At 50.0% G+C, this 21,577-nt stretch carries 12 protein-coding genes; 2 read left to right on the forward strand and 10 right to left on the reverse strand.

Going from position 1 to position 21,577, the window contains the following annotated elements; genetic code table 11:
- Nucleotides 1-87 precede the first annotated feature (87 nt).
- The 3 genes from BM412_RS18640 to BM412_RS18650 form a co-directional block, all read right to left on the reverse strand.
- Nucleotides 88-1,524 carry an extracellular solute-binding protein gene (locus BM412_RS18640; RefSeq protein WP_091221623.1) on the reverse strand — a complete coding sequence of 479 codons (1,437 nt, stop codon included), beginning with the start codon at nucleotides 1,522-1,524 and terminating at the stop codon, nucleotides 88-90.
- Between the two features lie 114 nt (nucleotides 1,525-1,638).
- Nucleotides 1,639-3,267 (reverse strand): response regulator, encoded by a 1,629-nt coding sequence (locus BM412_RS18645; protein WP_091221626.1) that lies wholly within the window; start codon nucleotides 3,265-3,267, stop codon nucleotides 1,639-1,641.
- Nucleotides 3,245-5,092, reverse strand: coding sequence for a sensor histidine kinase (locus BM412_RS18650; RefSeq protein WP_177245917.1), 1,848 nt, complete (start codon nucleotides 5,090-5,092; stop codon nucleotides 3,245-3,247). Before BM412_RS18650 ends, BM412_RS18645 begins: the two co-directional genes overlap by 23 nt.
- Nucleotides 5,093-5,759: 667 nt before the next feature.
- Here BM412_RS18650 and BM412_RS18655 point away from each other — a divergent pair.
- Nucleotides 5,760-6,413: a transcriptional regulator gene (locus BM412_RS18655; protein WP_091221631.1), complete on the forward strand. Its 654-nt coding sequence runs from the start codon at nucleotides 5,760-5,762 to the stop codon at nucleotides 6,411-6,413.
- Nucleotides 6,414-6,596: 183 nt separating this feature from the next.
- Here BM412_RS18655 and BM412_RS31900 read toward each other — a convergent pair whose 3' ends face one another.
- The 4 genes from BM412_RS31900 to BM412_RS18670 form a co-directional block, all read right to left on the reverse strand.
- On the reverse strand, nucleotides 6,597-6,902 hold the full coding sequence (locus BM412_RS31900) for a hypothetical protein (protein ID WP_177245918.1): 306 nt from the start codon (nucleotides 6,900-6,902) through the stop codon (nucleotides 6,597-6,599).
- Between the two features lie 3 nt (nucleotides 6,903-6,905).
- On the reverse strand, nucleotides 6,906-13,064 hold the full coding sequence (locus BM412_RS18660) for an S-layer homology domain-containing protein (protein WP_091221634.1): 6,159 nt from the start codon (nucleotides 13,062-13,064) through the stop codon (nucleotides 6,906-6,908).
- 973 nt (nucleotides 13,065-14,037) lie between these two features.
- Entirely contained in the window at nucleotides 14,038-14,439 is a 402-nt protein-coding gene (locus BM412_RS18665) for a hypothetical protein (protein WP_091221636.1), read from the reverse strand.
- Between the two features lie 72 nt (nucleotides 14,440-14,511).
- Nucleotides 14,512-15,435 (reverse strand): hypothetical protein, encoded by a 924-nt coding sequence (locus BM412_RS18670; RefSeq protein WP_091221638.1) that lies wholly within the window; start codon nucleotides 15,433-15,435, stop codon nucleotides 14,512-14,514.
- Between the two features lie 68 nt (nucleotides 15,436-15,503).
- On the opposite strand from BM412_RS18670, the gene BM412_RS18675 reads away from it, so the two are divergent.
- Entirely contained in the window at nucleotides 15,504-16,466 is a 963-nt protein-coding gene (locus BM412_RS18675) for a helix-turn-helix domain-containing protein (RefSeq protein WP_091221641.1), read from the forward strand.
- Nucleotides 16,467-16,582: 116 nt separating this feature from the next.
- Here BM412_RS18675 and BM412_RS18680 read toward each other — a convergent pair whose 3' ends face one another.
- The 3 genes from BM412_RS18680 to xylA all read right to left on the reverse strand — a co-directional run bounded on the left by BM412_RS18680 (nucleotide 16,583) and on the right by xylA (nucleotide 21,423).
- Entirely contained in the window at nucleotides 16,583-18,313 is a 1,731-nt protein-coding gene (locus tag BM412_RS18680; protein ID WP_091221643.1) for a methyl-accepting chemotaxis protein, read from the reverse strand.
- Between the two features lie 275 nt (nucleotides 18,314-18,588).
- Nucleotides 18,589-20,088: a xylulokinase gene (gene xylB / locus BM412_RS18685; RefSeq protein ID WP_091221646.1), complete on the reverse strand. Its 1,500-nt coding sequence runs from the start codon at nucleotides 20,086-20,088 to the stop codon at nucleotides 18,589-18,591.
- 21 nt (nucleotides 20,089-20,109) lie between these two features.
- Nucleotides 20,110-21,423: a xylose isomerase gene (gene xylA, locus BM412_RS18690; protein WP_091221648.1), complete on the reverse strand. Its 1,314-nt coding sequence runs from the start codon at nucleotides 21,421-21,423 to the stop codon at nucleotides 20,110-20,112.
- Nucleotides 21,424-21,577: the final 154 nt, after the last annotated feature.

Below are 21,577 nucleotides of genomic sequence, written 5' to 3' on the forward strand. Positions count from 1 at the left end.
CACCACCTACTTGCTGCACCGCGCTGGATGACCGGATCGCTATGCGGCGCGGCGCGGTGCAGTAATGAATTGCTCGTATCAAATCAGCTATTTGCTGCCTGCCAAAATATCACTGTTATACTTATCGATGACTTCCTTCTGGGCAAGTGCTTCAGCCGCTTTGAGCTCTGTGGCCGGGTCGGCGCTCGGATCAAGCAGAATCCTCTGAATCGGCTTTACGAGATAGCTGCTCAGACTGCTTTTCAAATAATATTCCAGATGTTTATCCTTCGCCGTTGCCTGAACAGCCGCTACATAATCCGGAGGCAAATCCTTGACCCATTTCGTTACGTCGAAGTCTTTCACGATCGAAAGCGGATTGATCGCAAAGCCGTTGTCCAAGCAGAACTGCGCCCATGCCTCCATATGTTCCTTGGACAGGAAAAACATCGCATACTCGAATGCGGCCTTCTGCTGCTCCGGCGTCGATTTCGGATTCAGCATCCAGAAGTTCCCTCCCACTTGCGAAGGCGCTCTGCCCGAGGGTCCAACCGGGAAAGGAGTGAAGCCGATATCCTCCGCTTTCATCCCTTGCTTCAAGAAGTTGCCGAAGCTGTCGGAGCTGCCGAGAATCATTGCGGAACGACCGGTATAGAAGTCTCGCAAATTCTCGTTGTAATCTTGAACGACGTTCTTCTGGGTCACTTTGTGGGTCCATTTCAAATCTTTATAATATTGGAGCGCCTTCACGGCCGCTTCCGAGCTGAACATCAGCTTCACGGTTCCATTAGGCTGAAGCTCCGTCAAGTCCCCGCCTGCTTGCCACACATAATATTCGAAATGCCAATCCGCCCAGTCCATGCCCAGAATATCGAAACCAATCGTATCCGGATTATGCTGCTGTACTTTCTTGGCCGCTTCCGCAAATTCATCCCATGTCTTCGGCGGACTGACGATCCCTGCATTCTTGAACATCGACTTGTTATAGAGCAAGCCGGACGAATACATGAAGCTTGGAATGCCGTAAATTCGGCCGTCCTTCATGGCCAGATCAAATGCGCCGTCGATGAAACGGCTCTTATCCGGCGAGCGATTCATCAGATCCGTGATGTCTGCGGCAATTCCCTTCTGCATATAGAGCTGCATGTCCGGGAACGGCTGCTCCATTACATCCGGCCCTTCTCCGCCTGCAACCGCTGTCATAAATTTCTCGCGCACATTCGTCTGGAATGCTTCAACATGCTTAACCTTAATGTTCGGATGAAGCTCCTCGAATAGCTTGAACCGGCTTTCGATGAAGGGTTTGCCGGGATCATCGGGTGCCGGTTGATCCCAAGCGGTAATCTCGATGATTGGCTCTGTGTTATCCAGGGAAGCGTCCGCAGCAGTATCATTATTGCCCGCTGCCACAGCCCCATTGTTATCCCCGCCAACTGCCGAACCCGCTAGATTATCATTGGAATTACACGCACTAAGCAGTACTGAGCATAAGGCTGCTGCCAGCATAAGAGCTGCCGGTTTGTTCAAAATCCTGTGCTCTCTCATCCCTTACCTCCTGAGCGTAAACAGCACGGTCACGTTCGCTACCGCCGCCGCTTACAGGTTAATCATAGCTGGATCGGCTGAACACGTTAATGGAAATTACGAACTTATGCGCTATTAAATTTTTGATGATACCGTCGCGCGGAATTGTACCGGTGTCATACCGGTCGACTTGCGGAAAACGCTGCTGAAATAAGCAGCATCCTTGAAGCCGACCAGCTCGGCGATCTCTTGGATTTTCAAATTGGAATCCCGCAGAAACTGTTCGGATTTGCGCAGTCTCGCAGCGGTCAGATAGTTCACGAAACTCTCGCCGAATCGTTCTTTGAAGCGGCGGGAGAAATAGCTGGGATGGAAGTAGAAACGGTCTGCAATCGTTTGTAGGTTAATCGGCTCATGCAGGGAGCTGTCGATGTAGAGCTTCACCTCGTCGATGACGCTGTATTCCGAGGAATGGCGCAGTTTGTACAAATGGCCTGCGATATTGTGGATCATTTCGCTTAAGTGTCCTTGCATGTCCCGCCACTGCGTCAGATTATGCAGCCAAGTCAGCAGATCATCCAGCTCGCCGATAATCCACTCCGGGATGCTCGTCTGGGTGAGCAAATATTTGCGAAGCAGGAGATGAAACTCCACGCAGAAGCTTTCGAGATGGGCGAAGGACACCTGCTTGCCTGCGGCAATCGTCTCGACGCGTTCATCGATCCAGCCTGTCAGCGCCGCAACGTTGCACTCGCTCAGGAAACGCAGCAGCAAGGCCTCATCTTCTCTGGAGATAACGGAATGCAAACCGGCCTTCACTTGTTCGCCGGCGTCGTTCATATAAATTCGCCCGTTACCGTGAATAATGCAGTTGCGAAGCGCTTGCTTCGCTTGCTGGTAAGATTGCTGAATCATTTCCATCTGATTGACGGCGCCGCCGCATCCGATGGTTGCTTCCAGCTTCAGATGACGCTGTATACCGCCTAGAATCTCTTCCAGCTCCCGATGAAGCGTATCCGTCTCAACGGGCGAGTGGCCGCCAAGCACGTAAACAAGCTCATTTTCCAGCATCGCATGACGGAATAACACCCCTTTGCGCTCCGTTGATTCGAGAACGGTAGAGATCATATTTTGAACAGCGAACGAAAGCAGCTTCTCGTCACCTTGCCGAAAGGACAGATGGGGCAGCTTCACCGCCTGCAGTACGAAGACAACCGCTACAAAATAGCTGCAGCTCCGGCGCAAGGCGAGCAGCTGCTCGTCTCTCTCCGCTTGGGGCACGCCGCCCGGTCCGTACTGGATGAGCTTGCTCAGCATCCGCTCTCGAATCGACTCTTCCGCGCTGCTCTGCAGATGCTTGATCTGTTCGCCTGCCTCGGACTGCTCCAGGCGCTGCCGGATTTTGCCGATAACCCGCAGCAGGCTCTCCTTCAGCTCTTCCTTGTCGACTGGCTTAAGTAAGTAATCGGTCACGCCGAACTGAATCGCTTTGCGGGCGTAATCAAACTCCCCGTAGCCGCTAATCACGATGAACTGCAGCTCGGGCATCGCTTGCGCCGCTTCCTTCAAGAACGTGAGCCCGTCCATAAGCGGCATTCGAATATCGGTAATGACGATATCAGGCTTCACCTCGTGCAGCATTCGCAGCGCTTCCGCGCCGTCTCCCGCTTCGAAGACCGATGTGATCGGCAAGCCGGACATCTGAATCTTCTTCATGATCCCTTGCCGCATCAGCTGTTCGTCATCTGCGATTAGCAATTTCATAGGAAGGCTCCTCCACTCGCGTTTTTTTGATCAGAACCGTTACCGTCGTCCCCTGATCTTGGCTGCTTTGAACGGTTAACCCATAGCTGCTGCCGAAGACTAGCTTGATGCGGTAAAGCACATTGAACAGGCCGATGGATGAAGCCGTGTGATCCGAATAATTCTGCTGCTGGCATAGTTCCAGCTTCTCTTGCAGCACCGTGAGTTTATGCGGTTCGATAGCAGGACCGTTGTTCCAAACCGTGATCGCGGCGTCGGTGTCCGAGAGGCTGTAAGCCCGAATTCGAATTTCCCCGCCTTGCGTCAGGTGGTCAATGCCGTGAATAAAGCTGTTCTCGACAAGCGGCTGCAAGAGCAGCTTCGGCGTTAGCGTCGCGTGCAGCCCCTCCTCAATTTCGATCGAATACCGAAGCCTCGCTCCGAAACGAATTTGCTGAATCGACAGGTAGATTTCGAGCTGCCGAATCTCGGTTTGCAGCGTGGACATGTGGCCGCCGCTGATGTTGTACCGGAACATTTTGGCAAGCGAGGAGCTTATTAGACTTATTCGTTCATCCTCGTAAAGCGAGGCCAAACTATCGATCATCCCAAGCGTGTTGTATAGAAAATGAGGATTGATTTGGGATTGCAGCGACTTGATCTCCGCATCCTTCTTCACCAGCTCCGTCTCGTATACTTTCACGATGAGCGAGTTGATCTCCTTCGCCATTTGATTGAAGTGCCGGATAAAATAACCGATCTCATCTTTAGATGTAACGGGCACGGATACCTCGTAATTGCCTTGCTCGATAGAAATGATGCCATTCTTCAGCAGCTTAAGCGGCGTAATAATGCGACTGGCGAGGAGACTTGCGATCACCATCGCGCCGAGCAGGCAAATCATCCCGATTACAAGCGTACGAAGAGCAAACGTGTTCAATTGCTTCAGCAGCACCTGCAGCGGGACTTTTCCAATGAGTGCCCAGGACGTATTGTTCAGCTCGTTGGAGACGAACAACGTCTCCACGCCGTGGTCATCGCCGAACAGATATCTGGACGATATGCCATAGCTGAACCGGAAAAGACCATTGAGACCTTGCAGCTGCGCGTCCGTCCGCTCATGATCCGAGAGCATCACTTGCCCGCTTGCCGAGTCGACCAGCATGTAGTTGCCCTGTTCATCACTGGCAATATCGCCAAGCCACTTCATCAGATATTCCGGCGAGAGCCGGATATAAATGACGCCGACGATCGGGGTGTCGATATTGAAATTGATGATTTTGACCGCTTGCGCGAACATTAACGTATTCACTTGTTGATTCGTAGCCGCATCGATCGTATGCGTTGGCACCCAGATCCCTTTCCCGTCCTTGGCGACGGCGGCCTTCTCGATGGGCTCGAAATCAAAATCCAGCTCATTCGTTTCATTCATTCTGCCGCTGGAGAGCATATATCCGTCCAATTGGCTGACCATGATATAGTCCACCACCGGGTTGTCGGTCAGAAACTGGCTGAATTTCGCGGAATAATGGGAGTACGCATCCGGATCGGCCCCCATTTTGCTGACAAACTGCTGGAAATCTTTATTGCCAAAATAGTCCCACGCGAAGTTCTTCACGTTCAGCATATAAGATTCCAATGTGGCGGCCGATTGGCTGCTGATCTGCTCCATATTGCCGACCGCTCGCTGCTTGATGTCCGAGGAGGTCTGAACATAATAATCGAGCCCCAGCGCCGAGACTGTGATCGATATCGTAATGAAGAAGCAGAACCATATCTTCCGATAGAGCGACTTGGTTATCCAATGGTAGGGAAATAGCAGCACTTTGGTCCGCATCTTCTGCATCCTGAACCTCATCTCACCTTAATTACTTAAATTATAAAGGGAGAACGGCATTCGGTTCATTAGTTTTTATACTTCCTTCTAGTAAAATCGTGAAAGTTTTCGTCGCGTAGCAGCACATGCATCCATCCCAGCCACACCTCTCCTGCTTCCAACCGGTAACTCGCTCATCCTCTCCACTCCCCCGCCTCCTCACCATGCTCCTAACTCTAACGAATCGTACGAGCCTAACCACCACGCTCTCCGCCACCTCACCATGCTTCCACCTCTAACGAATCGTACGAGCCTTATTTGGTCGAAAAACGTCGCGTTGAAATTCTAACGAATCCTACAGGTCTTATTTGCTCAAAAACAGGTGCATTTCTGGCCATATCGGCTAAATAAGACCTCTGGGATTCGTTAGAATTTTGGAGGTGCTTATTTCATCCAAATAAGCCCTCTACGATTCGTTAGAATTTTGGAGACGCCTTTTTCATCCAAATAAGGCCCACGATTCGTTAGAAATCTTGTCGTGTCTTTTTTATGACATAGACTTCCATTTTTGCTATACTAGTCATATATTTTCGGTCGTGAAGCATACGCCGCTTTAGCACAAAGCCCCTTTTAAGGGTGCAATTGTGTCTAAGCGGCTATTTGCGTTTATGCGGCTAATAGGAAGGATGCGGGAGTTATAGCTAGATTTGACGAAGCTTATGAGGAATGGATCGCGTTTAACATTACCCAAGAACAGAATCCCAGAAGACGCGAAATACTGGAGAATGGACTCGGCCGCGGCACTGTTGAGTTTTTACGTACTGTCTGGTTTCCCGCTGTACGAAACTTCAATCATCTATATCCCGAATGGGAGGTGCGAGATGCTTACAACGGGTATCGTTACCTCGATTTGGCCTATATGCCGGGCAGCGATGTAAAAGGAGGAATCGAGATCCAAGGTTACGGCTCTCATGCGAGGGATCTCGATGTGCGCCGCTTTAAGGACTTGTGCTGGCGGCATAGTTTATTGGCACTTGACGATTGGATCTTCATGCCGATCGCTTACCTTTCAATTACAGATGAACCCAAGCGCTGTCAGCAGCTCATTCTTTCCTTTATCGGCAAGTTCCTTGCCATGGACGTACCCGAACGTTTGAATTGTTTTGAAGCTGAGACCCTTCGTTTTGCAAGAAGGTTATTTCGTCCATTTACACCGCTAGAGCTGGCCTCCCATCTGCGAATTTCAGACAATCAAGCAAGGCGTGTTCTTCACACCTTAGTCGAGTATCAGCTGCTTATTGTGGCAAACGGTCAGCAACGATATCGCACCTACACCTTACGAACCCCATAATTCTAACGAATCGTACGAGCCTTATTTGATGGAAAAACATCGATTTGAAATTCTAACGAATCCTACAGGTCTTATTCTCTCAAAATCCATTGCATTTCTGGCTAATTCGATTAAATAAGGCTTCTGTGATTCGTTAGCATTTCTGAAGTGCCATTTTCTCCAAAATAAGCCCTCCACGATTCGTTAGAGTGGCGGCGAGAGGTGGGTGACCCAGCTGCGAATGGTCGGTGATGCGGCGATGTGCGGTAGATGATGTGCCTGTGTGTGGTGGGAGATGCGGCTGCGGATGGTCGCCAACACCCCTGTGCGCGGTTGATGTTTCAGCGGTGATCGTGGGTGACCCGGCAGCCAATGATCATTGATTCGTTTGTGTGTGGTCAGCGAAACGGCAGCGAATGATCGCTGACCCGGCTGCGTGCGGTATCCCGAGCGGCAGCCATCGAACGAAAACAAGTCCACGACATTCATCGTGGACTTGTTCAAGCTCATCTTCTACTCTCTGGTGATTAGTCGATAGAGTACAACTGCAGCCTGCGCTCGTGTTAAGTGACCTGTTGGCGAGATTTTGCCTCCATCGCCTACGAGGATCCCTTCTTTCACGAGGGAAACAACACTTGAAACGGCATAGCCGGCAATTTGCGAAGCATCGGCGAATGCCTTCAAATCACTGTCCGCCCCCGCAGCCAGAGAAGTTTTCGCCAGCTTCATTGCTCTGACCACAAGTGCAGCCATCTCTTGTCTAGTGATTTCACCGTTCGGGTTGAATTTATTACCGCCTGTTCCCAGTGACAAGCCGATTGCCTTCGCGATGCCAAGCGACTCATAATACGAAGCCGACTTGTCGATATCGCTGAAATTCGACTCGAATTTCGCAGTCAATCCCAGCGCTTTCACCAGACCATCTACGAAGTCTGCTCTTGTAATGTTCTTCGCAGGACTAAACTGCAACTCACTGGTTCCGCTCAAGATACCTTTGGAAGCTACAGCCTCGATTGCTTGCAGCGCCCATTTGTACTTCGCTGCATCTGCAAAAGTCTTCACGCTGTACGCCACCGCGTATTTGCTGAAATGTGTCGTCGTAAATACGACCTTGCCTGATTCGGCATCATACTTCGCATTCGGTACCGGAACCGCATGGCCGTCCTCATCCAGATACCAAATCACGATATGCTCCGGATGCTCCAGCTCTTCCTTAGTCGGCGTGTAAGGGATGGATACCACCACCGGCTCATTCGGATTGTTCCAGTGAATGGCTTTGCCATCGGCTGTGAAGCTGATGTCGACAACCGGTTTGCCATCCTTCAGCACACGGCTGATCGACAACGAAATGGTCTTCGCACCTGCGATGTCCTTATCAGCAAACATATTCAGCGGAAGCACAACCTCGGCATCACCTGTTTGAACCACCATTTTGGTCGCAGCATTCTTCTCCGAGAACAGGGAAGCCGGCTGCTCCAGCACGTAACCATTTGCACCTGTAAGAGAACCAACAGTAACGGTTACAACGCTGTTACCTTGTTCATCCTTCTTCGCAGCTTGAAGTGCTTTGGCAAATTCGCCTTCCGAAATCGAAGCTACAGCTTTTCCCTCTTTCAATGTAGGCGTTACTTTAATTGCTGTGTCTTTGACCTCTGTTTGGCCGCCAAAGATAACCGGTCCTCCGCTGCTTCCTTGATCAATAGAAAGCAAGTAAGGCTTCTCAAGCGCAACCGTGAAGTTACTAGTATCAACGGTACTTCCATTGATTAATTCTTGCGCATTGCCTACAGCTTTACCATTGACTTCAATTGTAATCGTTTTGGACGCTGTAGTCGGGTCATAGTTCGCAATGTTGATAAGCAGTTTGCCATTGTAATTCGTGCTCAGCCATTCTACGCCGTCGATCGGTTCGCCCGTCGCCTTATCCTTAAGAACGACGTTCATTAAACCCAGCTCAGTCAAGCTCGCTCTGACAGATTGCTTCAACGCGCCGCTGTCGATGTCACTGCCAAGTACCTTCGCACCGGAAAGCACAGCATCTCTGGCCGCACCACTCAGCGATTTGTTGTTCTCATCCGCACTCAGCGAATTGTCGCCGATCATAATGACCTTTCCGCCCGCAGCAATGAAATTATTGATGGCTGTCAACGTAGAAGCCGATACATTCGTAGCTTGCGGTACGATGAGCAGCTTGTAAGCAGATAAACCTCCATTTTGCGATTGCTTCTCCGACACGAAACCAACTCGTTGACCGCTGAACGTTAACGCTTCGTACGCACGATCCATCGAATCCAAGTATGCATTCGAGTAAACCATGGAAGGTAACGAGTAGAGAATGGCTGCCTGCGGTGCACGATTTTGCAGTTCAGTTACTTCATTTGCCAATCGGTTCAGATCCAAGTTCACTTTACCGATCGTCTGAACCACATCCGGGCGGGTCAGAACGCTGTCGTAGAAATCCGAGGTCGGATTGTAGTCTCTCTGCCATACCCAAATCGTGGATGCATTCTTGCCATGTACAGCTGATTGCCAGAGTGATGTTTCTACGTGCTTGGCTTGCTCCGGCGTATATACCTTATCTCTATCCGCAATCACGTGAGTTTCTGAGTTGAAAATTGGTGCCTTCCTAAACGAACCTTGCAAATCATAGAATCGGTTCTCGCGAATGAAGCCGCTAACCCCACTGCCAAGATAGTTCCAGTTGTCATTGCCGTTCATATCCGAGAATTCGCTGAAATCCTCCGGATCAACGCCATATCTTGTAGCGCCGGTCAAATCAGCCATGATTTTGGCACTGACAGGAACGTTAGGCGCAAGCTCCTTCACCAGCTCTGCCATCCATGAATGCCACGATGAGAGATAATCATTGTTAAAGACTGTCCAGTCGTAGTAATAAGATGTGGCTGTCTTGACAGACGGCATCGCAACAGCATCAAATCCACTGTACTCCGTACCATAATTTTCATTTAAACTTGCAATTGTTGTGTATTTGCTCTCTAAGAATTGGTGCCATGGCGCTACTGCAAAAGCATCCGTTCTCGTATCATACTTAGGCTCATTGCTGATGATGATACTATGCAGTGCCGGTTGATCCTTCACTAGCGGAACAAGGGTTCTGATGTAAGCCTCAACGATTTCACGCGCTTTCGGCGCGTTAACGTTGTAAGTCAAGAATCCGTCATTTTCATTACCTAATTTCCACTTATCCTTAGCCCACTGCGGGAAATAATGCGGCGAGATGAGCAGACTGACAGCGACATTATGCTCCGCTGCATTTTCCAATGTTGGAATAACGCTATTCGTGATTAAGTCTGTTGAGATACTGTAATCGGCTTCGCTTCCCTCTGCCGGTGCCAGCACCGTACCGTCCGGACCAAGCTCCATCTGAATGATATTCGCGCCTAAATCGCTAAACTGCGGAATATCGGCTTTAGCTTGATCGAAGTGGCCGTACCCCGTGAAGAAAATCGGCCTGTCAACGGCAGTACTTGAAGATGATGTTTTCGTTGGACCTATAAACGAGAATCCATCCATTCTCGAACGAGCGGTCACATACTTCGGAACACTTAAAGCTGTTTTCTCTCCACTCAGGTAAGCCTGCACATTAGCAGTCGCTTCATCGTAGAGACGTTCCAGCTCATTCACGACATAGTCGGCACGTGATATTAAATGGTTTGTAATGTCGTCTTTGCCATATTGAATAAAGTTCTTGATGACGGTGTAATTCACCGTTTCATAATCAACTGAGATGTTTTGCGCCTTAGCTGTCGCTAATAGTTCCTGCAGTGCCGGCAGCTTCTCATCCAGCTCATCCAATAGGTTTATCAAAGCCTCTTCATCCCGTTTAACGGCTACGTCGATCGTTTCTTGCTTGGACTCACCTGTTGCTTTATTGGTAATGACGGCCTCAAATTGTTGGCTGCCGACCGTTGGGAATGAGACCGGAATTGATTTCTTAAGCACTTTTCCAGCTGGTACGGTAACTTCTTGGACTTCGGAACCAGTGTCATTCGGAAGAGAAATTTGGAACGTTTCTGCTTTCACTCCGAAGTTAGCAATCGCGACAGAATAATCGTACGCTGTATTCTGAAGAACATCCTGTGGTCCATGCATCCACGTGCTCCAGGTTAGACCTTGATCCAGGAGCATCAAGGAACCAAGGCTGGTTGCATCCTTGCCATTGCCGATCCCCGGCGTCCATTCGATGTAGCCTCTTCTGTCAGCACCGTCGTTGTCATTGATGAGGAGTGTAAAAGGAACCTTCTCCCCCGGTGCTGCAGGCAATGCTGCCAACCACGGAATAGCTAAATCATAGACTGTGACCTTACTCGTATTGTCACGGCTAACTTTCAACTTAATGGAATCCACGCCAAGCTTAGCGCTGCCGCTGTTCCAGCTGAACTTGCTAGCCGTTCCGCTGCCATAAGAGAAACCATATTCCGGTCCGTAAACAGCCCCATCTTTGGAAAATGCAACCTGAACACTATCTCCACGCCAGATGACATCGCCTGCGTAATCAAACTGGTCAGCATCCTTTACATCAACATGCAGATAGAGATTGCTGTCATCGTAGGCAAGCGCCGCATTCGCTGACAAATCGTCTTTCCCTTTCCAACCCGGTATTTGGACTTGCTTACTCGCATTCGAAGGCAGATCGAAAGACGCCTGCCCGCTCCAATTACTAACAAAACCATCTTCACCCACTGCAGTCGTCCGGTGGATTCCCGCAAGCATGCTGTTGCCGATATCTGCCACATTGGACTTAATTCCATAGACTTCTTCTCCCGGTATACCGGTACCAATTTTGTAGTCGAAGACAGAAACTGCACTTTGCGGTTTACCTGGGATCTCCGCAATTGCTTTTATCGTCGTTACGTCTGAGATTGTAATCGGAGCACTGTACAATGTCTTGGTTGTAGAAGTTTTCGGGTCCGTTCCATCGATAGTATAGTAAATGTTTGCACCATCAGACGGGGTTGTAAGAGTTACTGTCGTACCCGGCAATACGGCGGATGAGCCTGGCGCTGCCGATACGCGCTGTACCTGGCTTGTAAGTATCGTCAGGTTATCGAACAAGTAACGAAGCGATGATCTGCCTTTAATCGCATCGTCCTGGTTAAAAATATAGAAGATGATTTTATTAATATGAGCACGGTTATATGCGGGTATATTGCTTAGATTTACTTTATAATTCGTCCACTCATCCGCAGTCAATACCGGGAGTGATTGTTCATAGATAACATTGCCGACCGTATCCAATAGCTTGAAATAGATCGGTTCATGACTGCCCACCGTTTGACTGCCAACCGGCCGAATATCGAATGCAATCTCCGTTGCAGGCCTCAGGTCCATCGGATTCGCATTCAGATCCCAACCATACTCAACCCATATATTCCCTTTACTCTGATCAGGTACAAAATACGTTACGTCGGCAGCTTGCCCTCCTTCGGTTTTGTTCACAGTATCCGCTATGTCAGTAGGTCCGCCCCACTCGTTTAAGTTCTCGAAACCATTAATGACGCTTTTCATTAATGTATCCACAGGTTTTATCACTCTTAAATTATCCAACTGATAATGAAGCGTTGTTCTGCCTTGGAAGGCATCATCCCCGCTGAAAATATAGAAAGCAATATGGCTGATCGCAGCTCGATCAGCAGCCGGAATACTTGTCAAATCCAGTGTGAAAGTAGTCCACTCATTAGCCGTTTGTACAGGAAGCACATCCTCGAAAATGGCTCTACCGATAGTCTTATTGTACAGCTTGAATCGAATCGGCTCATGCCCGCCTGTTGTTTGATCGTTCGCCGAGCGAATATCAAGCTTCAGCTGCGTTGCCGTTGACAGGTCTAGCGGATCAGCTGAAGTATCCCATTCAATTGTATGCCATGACGCAGGGTCAACAACAACCGGCACGGTGTAATTCACACTAAGCGATTGCAAACCTTCCGTTTTGTTAGTTGTGTCATCCGCTAGCGTAATATCATCGAAATTCTTCGACCAATCTGCGATATTCTCGAAGCCTGTAATCACTTGCTCCTGCATTTGAATCGGCTTAACAGCTCGTAAATTGTCCAGCTGGTAATGAAGCGTTGTTCTGCCTTCGTATACATCATCCTTGCTGAAAATATAGAAAGCAATATGACTGATCGAAGCTCGATCAGCAGCGGGAATTTCACTCAGATCCAGTGCGAATGTGCTCCACTCGTTTGAGGTTTGTACTGGAAGTGCATTCTCATAAATCGCCCTATCCAGAGACTTACTGTACAGTTTTAGTCGAATCGGCTCATGGTCACCTGCCGTTTGGTTGTTCGCCGAGCGAATATCAACCTTCAACTGAGTTGCCGTAGACAGGTCTAGCGGATCAGCTGAAGTATCCCATTCAATTGTATGCCATGACGCAGGGTCAACAACGACTGGTACGGTGTAGGTCACACTAAGCGATTGCAAGCCTTCCGTTTTGTTTGTAGCGTCAGCCGCTAGCGTAATATCATCGAAATTCTTCGACCAATCTGCAGCATTCTCGAAGCCGTTAATAACCTCTTCTTGCGTAGGGGAATTTACCACTACTTGATCATCAGCAGCGTAAGCCCTGCTCGCCGGAGCGACGCCGACGCTAATCAAGCCAAGCAGCAATGCGGCTGTAAGAATAATGGCATTTATACGTCTGAACATGCTTTTATAACCTCCCGTTTGTTTGCTTAACTAATCTGTTTATCCTTTTGCAGCACTTTGCGTTTCGGGCCAGTTCCTGTCCCCTTAGCAACGCCTCCTTCAATGGATTCTTTACCGCTCATGTGAATAGCGTGTATGTAATTTCGCGTGATTGAAGCGCTTTCAAGTTTTCAAAGTTATTGTACTGCGATTCGCAAACCGCATTAATAGAATATCTTTACTTGTGTCTGTTGTTATTTTGACATCTGTACCTGCATGCGAATGGAACGGCAACTTAAACCGGCCTTCTCCGTCCTCCGTTCCCACTTTTCGCAAACCGTTTTCCGTATTTCTGCATGCCTCGAAAATCTAACGAATCGTAGAAGCCTTATATGCTCGGATTTCGAGCTTCCAAGATTCTAACGAATCATAGAAGCCTTATTGTGGGGAAATCAGCTCCAAAACACCTCCAAATCCTCAAATAAGGCTCGTACGATTCGTTAGATTTTTTATAGAGCTATTTTCGTGCAAATAAGACCTGTACGATTCGTTAGAATTTTGGGGAGCAAAAATCCGCGCCGCACCCCCGCCCCACACATCGCATCCCATCACCATCCTGCTCTCCACACTCACCATCTCGCACCCGCACATCCCGCTCCACACTCAGCTTCTCGCATTGGCTCTTCCCGCACTTCACACTCAACTCTCGAATTCGCGCATCTCACTCTCCACACTAAGCATCTCGCATCCACATATCACGCTCTCCTCATTCGCCATCTCGCTCCCGAACATCCCGCACTCCACACTCAACATCTCGTATTCACTCCTCCTGCTCTCCCACACTCAACATCTCGCATTCGCTCATCCCCTCTCAACTCGCCTTCCCCATCTCACATCCAACGCGCCGGACTAGATATCTCTAATCATCGCTGCACAGCAAAAAAGCCAACCAGCAAGCTGGTCGGCTTATCATGAACTCGCAACTTAGGCGAGCTTACGTATGTACATCGCCGGAGAAATATCCGTACGAACCGTCGTCCGGGAAGAATTCGTCCTGTTGCGGGGCGTCGTCGTCCCAATTGCTCAAGCCGGCTTGCGATTCTTCTTGGGCGATCAAGTCCTCGTTGACCACGTGGGCCGGTATCGTAATATTCGCCATATTGTAAGCGTCATTCGTGAGCTCGATATCCGGTATGGAGGACTGAACCGCGAGCTGGCCGCCATGCGCCTGAGCAATCTCAAGTGCGGAGGTAAGATCGCTGCCGTGCAAATGAATATGTACCCCCATATCCTGCTGGATGACAGGTTCATAACCCAGCTCTTGAAGCGTGCTGCACGCGAGCGCGGCGGTCTTGCTATCACCGAATTGAAAAAATAACGCAGTATCATTCTGCATCCTTCAGGCACACCCTTCTCCGGCAAAATAGTCCATTCCCGTTTAGAATGCCCATTTCGCGAGAAGTCATTCCTACTGCTTGCCAATTCCATTCGCTGCAAGACGAATTTGCCACTTGCTCCAATCAATCGGATGTACCGCTGCATAACCCGGCAACGGCTCATCACCATTAATGATAATGAGCGGCGACTCGCCGGCTGACATCCTCTTGAGCACAGCCCAATACGACAAATCCCCCATACCCAGCATCGGCAGTGCCTCAGAAACAGTACGGAATAATTGATCCGGCCTCAACGACGACAAATCGCCTTCTCCTTCTCCCGCCGCTAATGCTTGCAAGGTTAATCGTTCCACAATGCCAATATCGCCGTCAGCCTCATTAGGAATCCGTTGAAGCTGGAACCGAAGCGCTGCAGCCATCACGGGAAGAACCGCAGCATCTTGGCTCAGCAGCCACGCCTTAATCGGTTCCCTGCCGCCTGCCGAATAAGCCTCCCATGCGCGAGCACCTGCCGCGAGCTCATCGACGGAAACCGCCTTTCGCTCCGGCCACAACCCGCCAAGCTGCTCCGGTGACAGCTGACCCAATCCGCGGAAATCAACGACGCCGGCAACCTCTTCAGCGATAATCCAGCTAAGTTTCGGAGCTTGTCCTAGCCGAGCTTCCGCGCCCCACAGCCAATAAAGCAGCGCCGCAAGCATCGCTTGGTCGAACAAATCATATTCGAACCAGAGCACGATGTCCTCGCCTTCTTTTACCGCGCTCGTCAATACAGCCAATTGCGCTTCGCACTCTAATCGGTAGTGCTCGCCCGGCACGCCAAAATCATGTTCGATCCATTCCGCGCGTTCGCTTGTTTCAGCCTGCCCCCACCACTCCAGAGACAACGGACCATCAATCCAGCTCTCTCTCCAAGGCAGAATACGGTCTGATTCGAAAAGCTTTGTTTGTCCTAATAACGCGGCAGCGTGATCGCCATTTGTGATGTGCAGCATGTTTATCCATTCCCTTCCATTAATTATATGTTATAATAAACGAACAACAGGTGCAGGGGTGCATAATAATGGATGATTTATTTACGTATTATACAGATGCAATCGTGATCATTCATGAGAATCAAGGTGTACGTACAATACATACGATTAATAATGCCTTCTCGACTATAACCGGCTTTACGTCTGAGCAATTGGTCGGGCAAGATATAGCTACGATACAACCTGATACTGCCAACACGCTATGGGGGCTGATAAACCGTCTTTGTGCCACCTTCTCGGAGCATAAGACCAGCGCCTACGCGGAATGCAACCTTACGATGCAGGGAGATAAACCTATTTTCGCTGAGGTTCATATCCAACAGCTTGAAATTATTAACGCCGTCTACTACACCGTGAAGCTTGTTGACCGCTCTGAGCACAAATGGATTGAAGAAATGGTGCTGAAACAGAATGTGGTTAACTCGGTCATCTACACGAGCGGTGGATTAATGACGTCCCTTCGGAGCTATCGCAACTCCATCCCTTATGATCGGTACAAGCTTTCCCTGAAACATAACAAGGAGTTTGTTATCGAAGAGGACCAAGCTCGTGTCCACAACTTCTTTAATTCACTTCGTGAAAGTCGCCAGTCGGGCCAAATCACATACACATTGCGGCTGTTTGAAGACCGCTATCTCACGACATCCCTTATCCAGCCCTTCTACAATGCCGATGACAGCTTTAAATGCTACGCCATTCTAACGCTTGCCATGAATTCCATTCACCTATCCAAGTTTGGACAAGCCATTCGCAAACAAACCCAAGCCTTTAAGAGCGACATGCGCGATGCGGATATCGATCCGGCCTATAAGCTTCGTCTGCTGATGGTCGAGAAGAAGCTTTCCGTCACCCAGCTTGCCGAGAACACCCAGATCTCATTAACGACGATTTCCAATATCCGAAACGGCAAAATCAAGAAGCCGCAGCGCCTGACAGCCCATTTGATTGCGGCAGAGCTCGGCGTGGAGCCCGGGGAAATTTGGGGAGACTGAGATGGAGCTTAAGACCATACTTCTACTTCCATTGCCTCACTACCTGCCAGTCATACAAAAAGGACCGCTCTCACCAGTCGAATTGCACACTGCTGAGGCGGTCCTTCTTCATGCTGTTACAATTTAAACTTCGCTGTCAATTCGTTCATCTCAATCGCAATATCGCTCAGCGCGCGTGACGAAGTGGCGATTTGCTCAGCGGATGCGGTCTGCTCCTCTGTTGTTGCTGCCACGGTCATCGCCGTCTCCGAGCTGTTCCTTGCAATTTCCTGCAGACGCTGCATCGAGCTGATGACCTGCTCAGAACCTGCTGCCATTTGCTCCGATGCTGCCGCTACCTCTTGCACCTGACCGGATACACGCTCCGACGCGGCCGCGATCCCGGCGAAGGATGAACCTGCTTCGCGCACACTCCGCAGACCGGCCTCCACTTCCTCGGAGCTTGAGCGCATCGTTTCCACGACGGTAAGCGTATCGCTCGTGACGTGCTCAATCAGTTGCTCAATCTCTTCGATGGCTTCCGAAGTTTGAAGCGCGAGCTTCCGAACCTCGTCCGCGACAACCGCAAAACCGCGTCCGTGCTCGCCGGCGCGCGCTGCTTCAATCGCCGCATTAAGAGCGAGCAAGTTCGTATGCTTCGACACTTCGCCGATCAGCTTAGAAATGCCGCCAATGTTGCGCGTATGTATTTCAAGACGGTTCACTTGCTCGGTGGCTTGCTGCACAGTCTCATGAATGGCCGACATCCGCACCATCGCCTGCGATACCGCTTCATGCCCAATCGCCGCCTGACGGCTCGCATCTGCCGATAAGCTCGCAACAAGCGAGGTGGACTCCGCGATTCGATTGATACCTTCGCCAAGATCCTGCGTCGTCTTGCTTACTTCCTCGAAACGCTGCAGCGCAATCTCTGTTCCGGCTGCCATATCCGCAACCGATTCAGCGGCTTGCTGGGACGAGCCTGCGTTCTGTTCCGAAATCGCCAGCATCTGCTGCGAAGATGAAGCTATGCCTGCCGAAGCTTCTTGCACGCCCTGCATAGCAGAGCGCAATTGCATGATCATGCCGGAGAGCGAGTTAAACAACGCGCCAATCTCATCTTTATTGCGGATCTTCGGCACTTCCGTAACTAAATTGCCGCTTGCGACTTCATTTACAACGACAGCAGCCTGCTTAATCGGTTTCGAAATCGTTCTGCGCACATACCAGGTCAAGAAAATGACCAGAATCGTACCGACAACGAGCGCAATTTGGCTTGTCCGCTGGGATTGCGAGTTAATCGTTGCGTTCTCCGTCTTCGCCTCTTCAGCGCCGGTATGGTTGTTACGGACCAGATAATCAATGCTGCTCTGAATCGCCGCATAGGAATGCTCCGAATCCTTCATCACCGTTACAATCTCTTCGGTGCTCAGCGAATTCTTGTTGCTCGCCGACACTTTCTTCGTCACGTCCTGATACCCTTTCCACGCTTCTTCAAGCTTCGTGAACAGCTCCTGATCCGTCTGATCGCCCGCCGTCATAATCGCTTTATAAGCTGCAAGACTCTCATCGACTTTCTTAATCGTAGCATCGGTATCGGATACATATTGCTTCTTCAAGCTGGCATTGGTTTCAAGAAGAATCTTGTACTGCAGGGTTAGCACGTGATCCGCCATGTAGTTGATGTTGTTGATCGTCTCGACGCCTACGAGCCATTTGTCCGCGATCTTCTTCGTGTTGTCGTTAATTTTGGTCATCATGAGGGAACTCAATACCCCATTTACAAGCAGCAAAAGCAGAACGCTGATAAAGGAAATCATCAGCTTGGCCCCCACCGTAAATCTAACCTTTCCATTCTTCTTCCCCATGTTGATCTCCGCCTCTGCCCTAGTTAGGTTAATGCCATTAATAACAGCAACATTTCCAGTATACTTGGAAATTCATCGCTTTAATAATTACATTTTTCGACATTTTTCATAGTAAGGAAATGTCAATAAATCCTCCATTTTAGCGCCATATGTCTATTTTGTTAATCTACCATATTTTTGCTGAAAGTTAAATAATTAAAGAAATTTTCCCCATCAGGCACAACAAAAAAACCGCTTCTCTCAACGTTCGAAAGAAGCGGCTTTAATAACTACATCTAATTGCGATACGGTTGCAAGCCGGCGTTCAACGCTTTCGTCTGTGCGTAAACGTCCTGATAAACGCGGAACAGACCTGCATAGGCGCTGACAGCAGCCGGGTCCGGATGATAAACGGCGGCGCGTTTCACGAACAACTCTGCGCACGCCTCCAAACTTTGGAACCATCCGCAGCCATATGCAGCGAGCATTGCCGCACCAAGCCCCGGACCTTGCTCATTCTCCAAGGATACGACATCCGCACCGAAAATATCAGCCTGCATCTGAAGCCATATCGGATTCTGAGCACCCCCGCCGATGGAAATGATTGTATCCACTGTTTTACCGGCTTGTCTGAACAGATCCACCGATTCATTGAGCGAGAACGTAATGCCTTCCATGACTGCACGGGCAAAATGAATCCGCTCATGCGAGCCATCGATCCCGATGAAGCTGCCGCGAATAACCGAATCGGCATGCGGCGTACGCTCGCCAACCAGGTAAGGCGTGAACAGAAGTCCGTTTGCGCCCGGCTTCACGTCGCCAATGCCGGCTAGCAGCTCGTCGAACGATTCGCCTTTGGCAAATGTGTTCTTAAACCAGCTGAGACTGTAGCCAGCCGCGAGCGTAACCCCCATCGCGTAGAACGCATTTTCTTTCCCGTGGTTGAAAAAATGTACTTTGCCGCGGAAATCGTTGCCGCTGCCTTGCTCGAATGAAAGAATAACGCCGGAGGTGCCGATGCTGCACATCGTCAGCCCCTCTTGCAGAATGCCGGAACCAATGGCGCCGCAGGCATTATCCGCACCGCCCGCGAACACCTTCGTGCTCTCGGATAGGCCGGAAGCCGCTGCTTGATCAGGCAATAAAGTGCCCGTCAACGCATGCGATTCCACAAGCGCCGGCGCGAAGGAAGCCGGGAGACCGACCGCTTCGAGCACCTCGCCGCTCCAGCATTTGTTCGCTACATCAAGCAGCAATGTGCCTGCTGCATCCGAATAGTCCATGTGCAGCGCGCCTGTAAGGCGATAACGCACATAGTCCTTCGGCAGCAAGAACGATACCGCCTGCGCGAAGACTTCCGGTTCGTGCTTGCGCACCCATAGGATCTTCGGCAGTGTGAAGCCCTCTAGCGCCGGATTGCGTGTTACCGTAAGCAGCAGCTCTTGGCCCACTAACGCTTCGATCTCACGGCATTCCGCCGTTGTGCGCGTATCGTTCCATAGAATGGCTTTACGAACCGGATCTCCTGCCGCATTCAGCAGCACCAAGCCATGCATTTGGCCGGAGAAGCTGATGCCTTCAATCGCATCAGCCGGTACGCCGGATTGCTCCACCAGCTCGCGAAGCGCGCCGATTGTACCTTCCACCCAGTCATCCGGCGTTTGCTCGCTCCAGCCGGAATGTTCATGATACAGCGGATAATCACGGGAAGCTTCAGCAGCTACAGTGCCGCTTCGATCCAGGAGAAGCGCCTTGACGGCGCTTGTACCAAGGTCAATTCCGATAACATAGGACATGCGTGAATGGACCCCCTCGACTTAAACGCTGTAGATAACTTCGTTCAGTACCAATTTGATCCGCTCAAGACGGCCGGATTCGTTCTTAATGGTATTGTTTTGCATGGCGTATTGCTCAAGCGATTGCAATGTAGCGCGGCCCGCAACGATTTCGGCACCGATGCCGTCTTTGAAGCTGCGGTAACGGTTGTCGACGATGTTGTCGATGATTTTCTCTTCAATTAACTTCGCAGCCGCCTTCAGACCCCAAGCATACGTATCCATACCTGCGATGTGAGCAAGGAACAAATCCACGTCTTCGAATGATCCGCGGCGTACTTTCGCGTCGAAGTTTACGCCGCCTTTGCCAATACCGCCGGCTTTAAGCACTTCATACATCGTAAGTGTCGTGGAGTACAGATCTGTCGGGAACTCATCCGTATCCCAGCCAAGCAGCAAGTCGCCTTGGTTTGCATCAAGCGATCCAAGCATGCCATTGATAGCAGCAACGCGGATTTCGTGCTCGAATGTGTGGCCGGCAAGCGTTGCATGGTTCGCTTCAAGGTTCAGCTTGAAGTATTCTTTCAGATCATATTTCTGCAGGAACGCAATTGTCGTTGCCGCATCAAAGTCGTATTGGTGTTTAGTCGGCTCTTTCGGCTTAGGCTCGATCAAGAACTGAGCGCCAAATCCGATTTCTTTGGAATATGCAACAGCCATGTGAAGCAAACGCGCCAGGTTGTCGAGCTCAAGCGCCATATCCGTATTAAGAAGCGTTTCGTAGCCTTCGCGGCCGCCCCAGAATACATAGTTCTCAGCGCCGAGACGTTTACCCACTTCAAGGCTCTTCTTCAATTGAGCACCTGCATAAGCGAACACGTCTGCATTCGATGTTGTACCTGCGCCATGCACGAAACGCGGGTTCGTGAACATATTCGCCGTGTTCCACAGCAGCTTCGCGCCGGAAGCCTTCATATTCTCTTCCATCAAGTCCACGATTACATCGAGGTTCTTGTTCGTTTCTGCCAGCGTAGCGCCTTCCGGAGCGATGTCGCGGTCATGGAAGCAGAAGTAAGGAATGCCGATTTTGTTCAGGAATTCGAAGTTCGCTTCAACGCGAGCTTTCGCTTGATCCATTTCATTCGCCGAATCCCAGCCGCGGACTGCAGTGCCTACGCCGAACGGATCGGAGCCTGAGCCTGTGAATGTATGCCAGTAAGCAACTGCAAAACGCAGGTGCTCTTCCATTGTTTTGCCAAGTACAACTTCTTTAGGATTGTAATGTTTGAATGCTAACGGATTGTCGGAACCTTTGCCTTCGTAAGCGATTTTACCGATATTTTGAAAATAAGCCATGAATAATTCCTCCCAGAATAAAAGTATTGAAAACGCTCTTACAGCTATTCTAGCATCATCAAACTTAGTTTGTCTACTAAACAAAGTATGTTTTTTTAATAAATCCACCAATCCAAATACAGGCATACATCCCGGCTTGCGTGCATACATTGTA

Origin of the sequence: Paenibacillus sp. BC26 (genome assembly GCF_900116125.1) — a bacterium.
Taxonomy (GTDB): Bacteria; Bacillota; Bacilli; order Paenibacillales; family Paenibacillaceae; genus Paenibacillus_Z; species Paenibacillus_Z lignilyticus.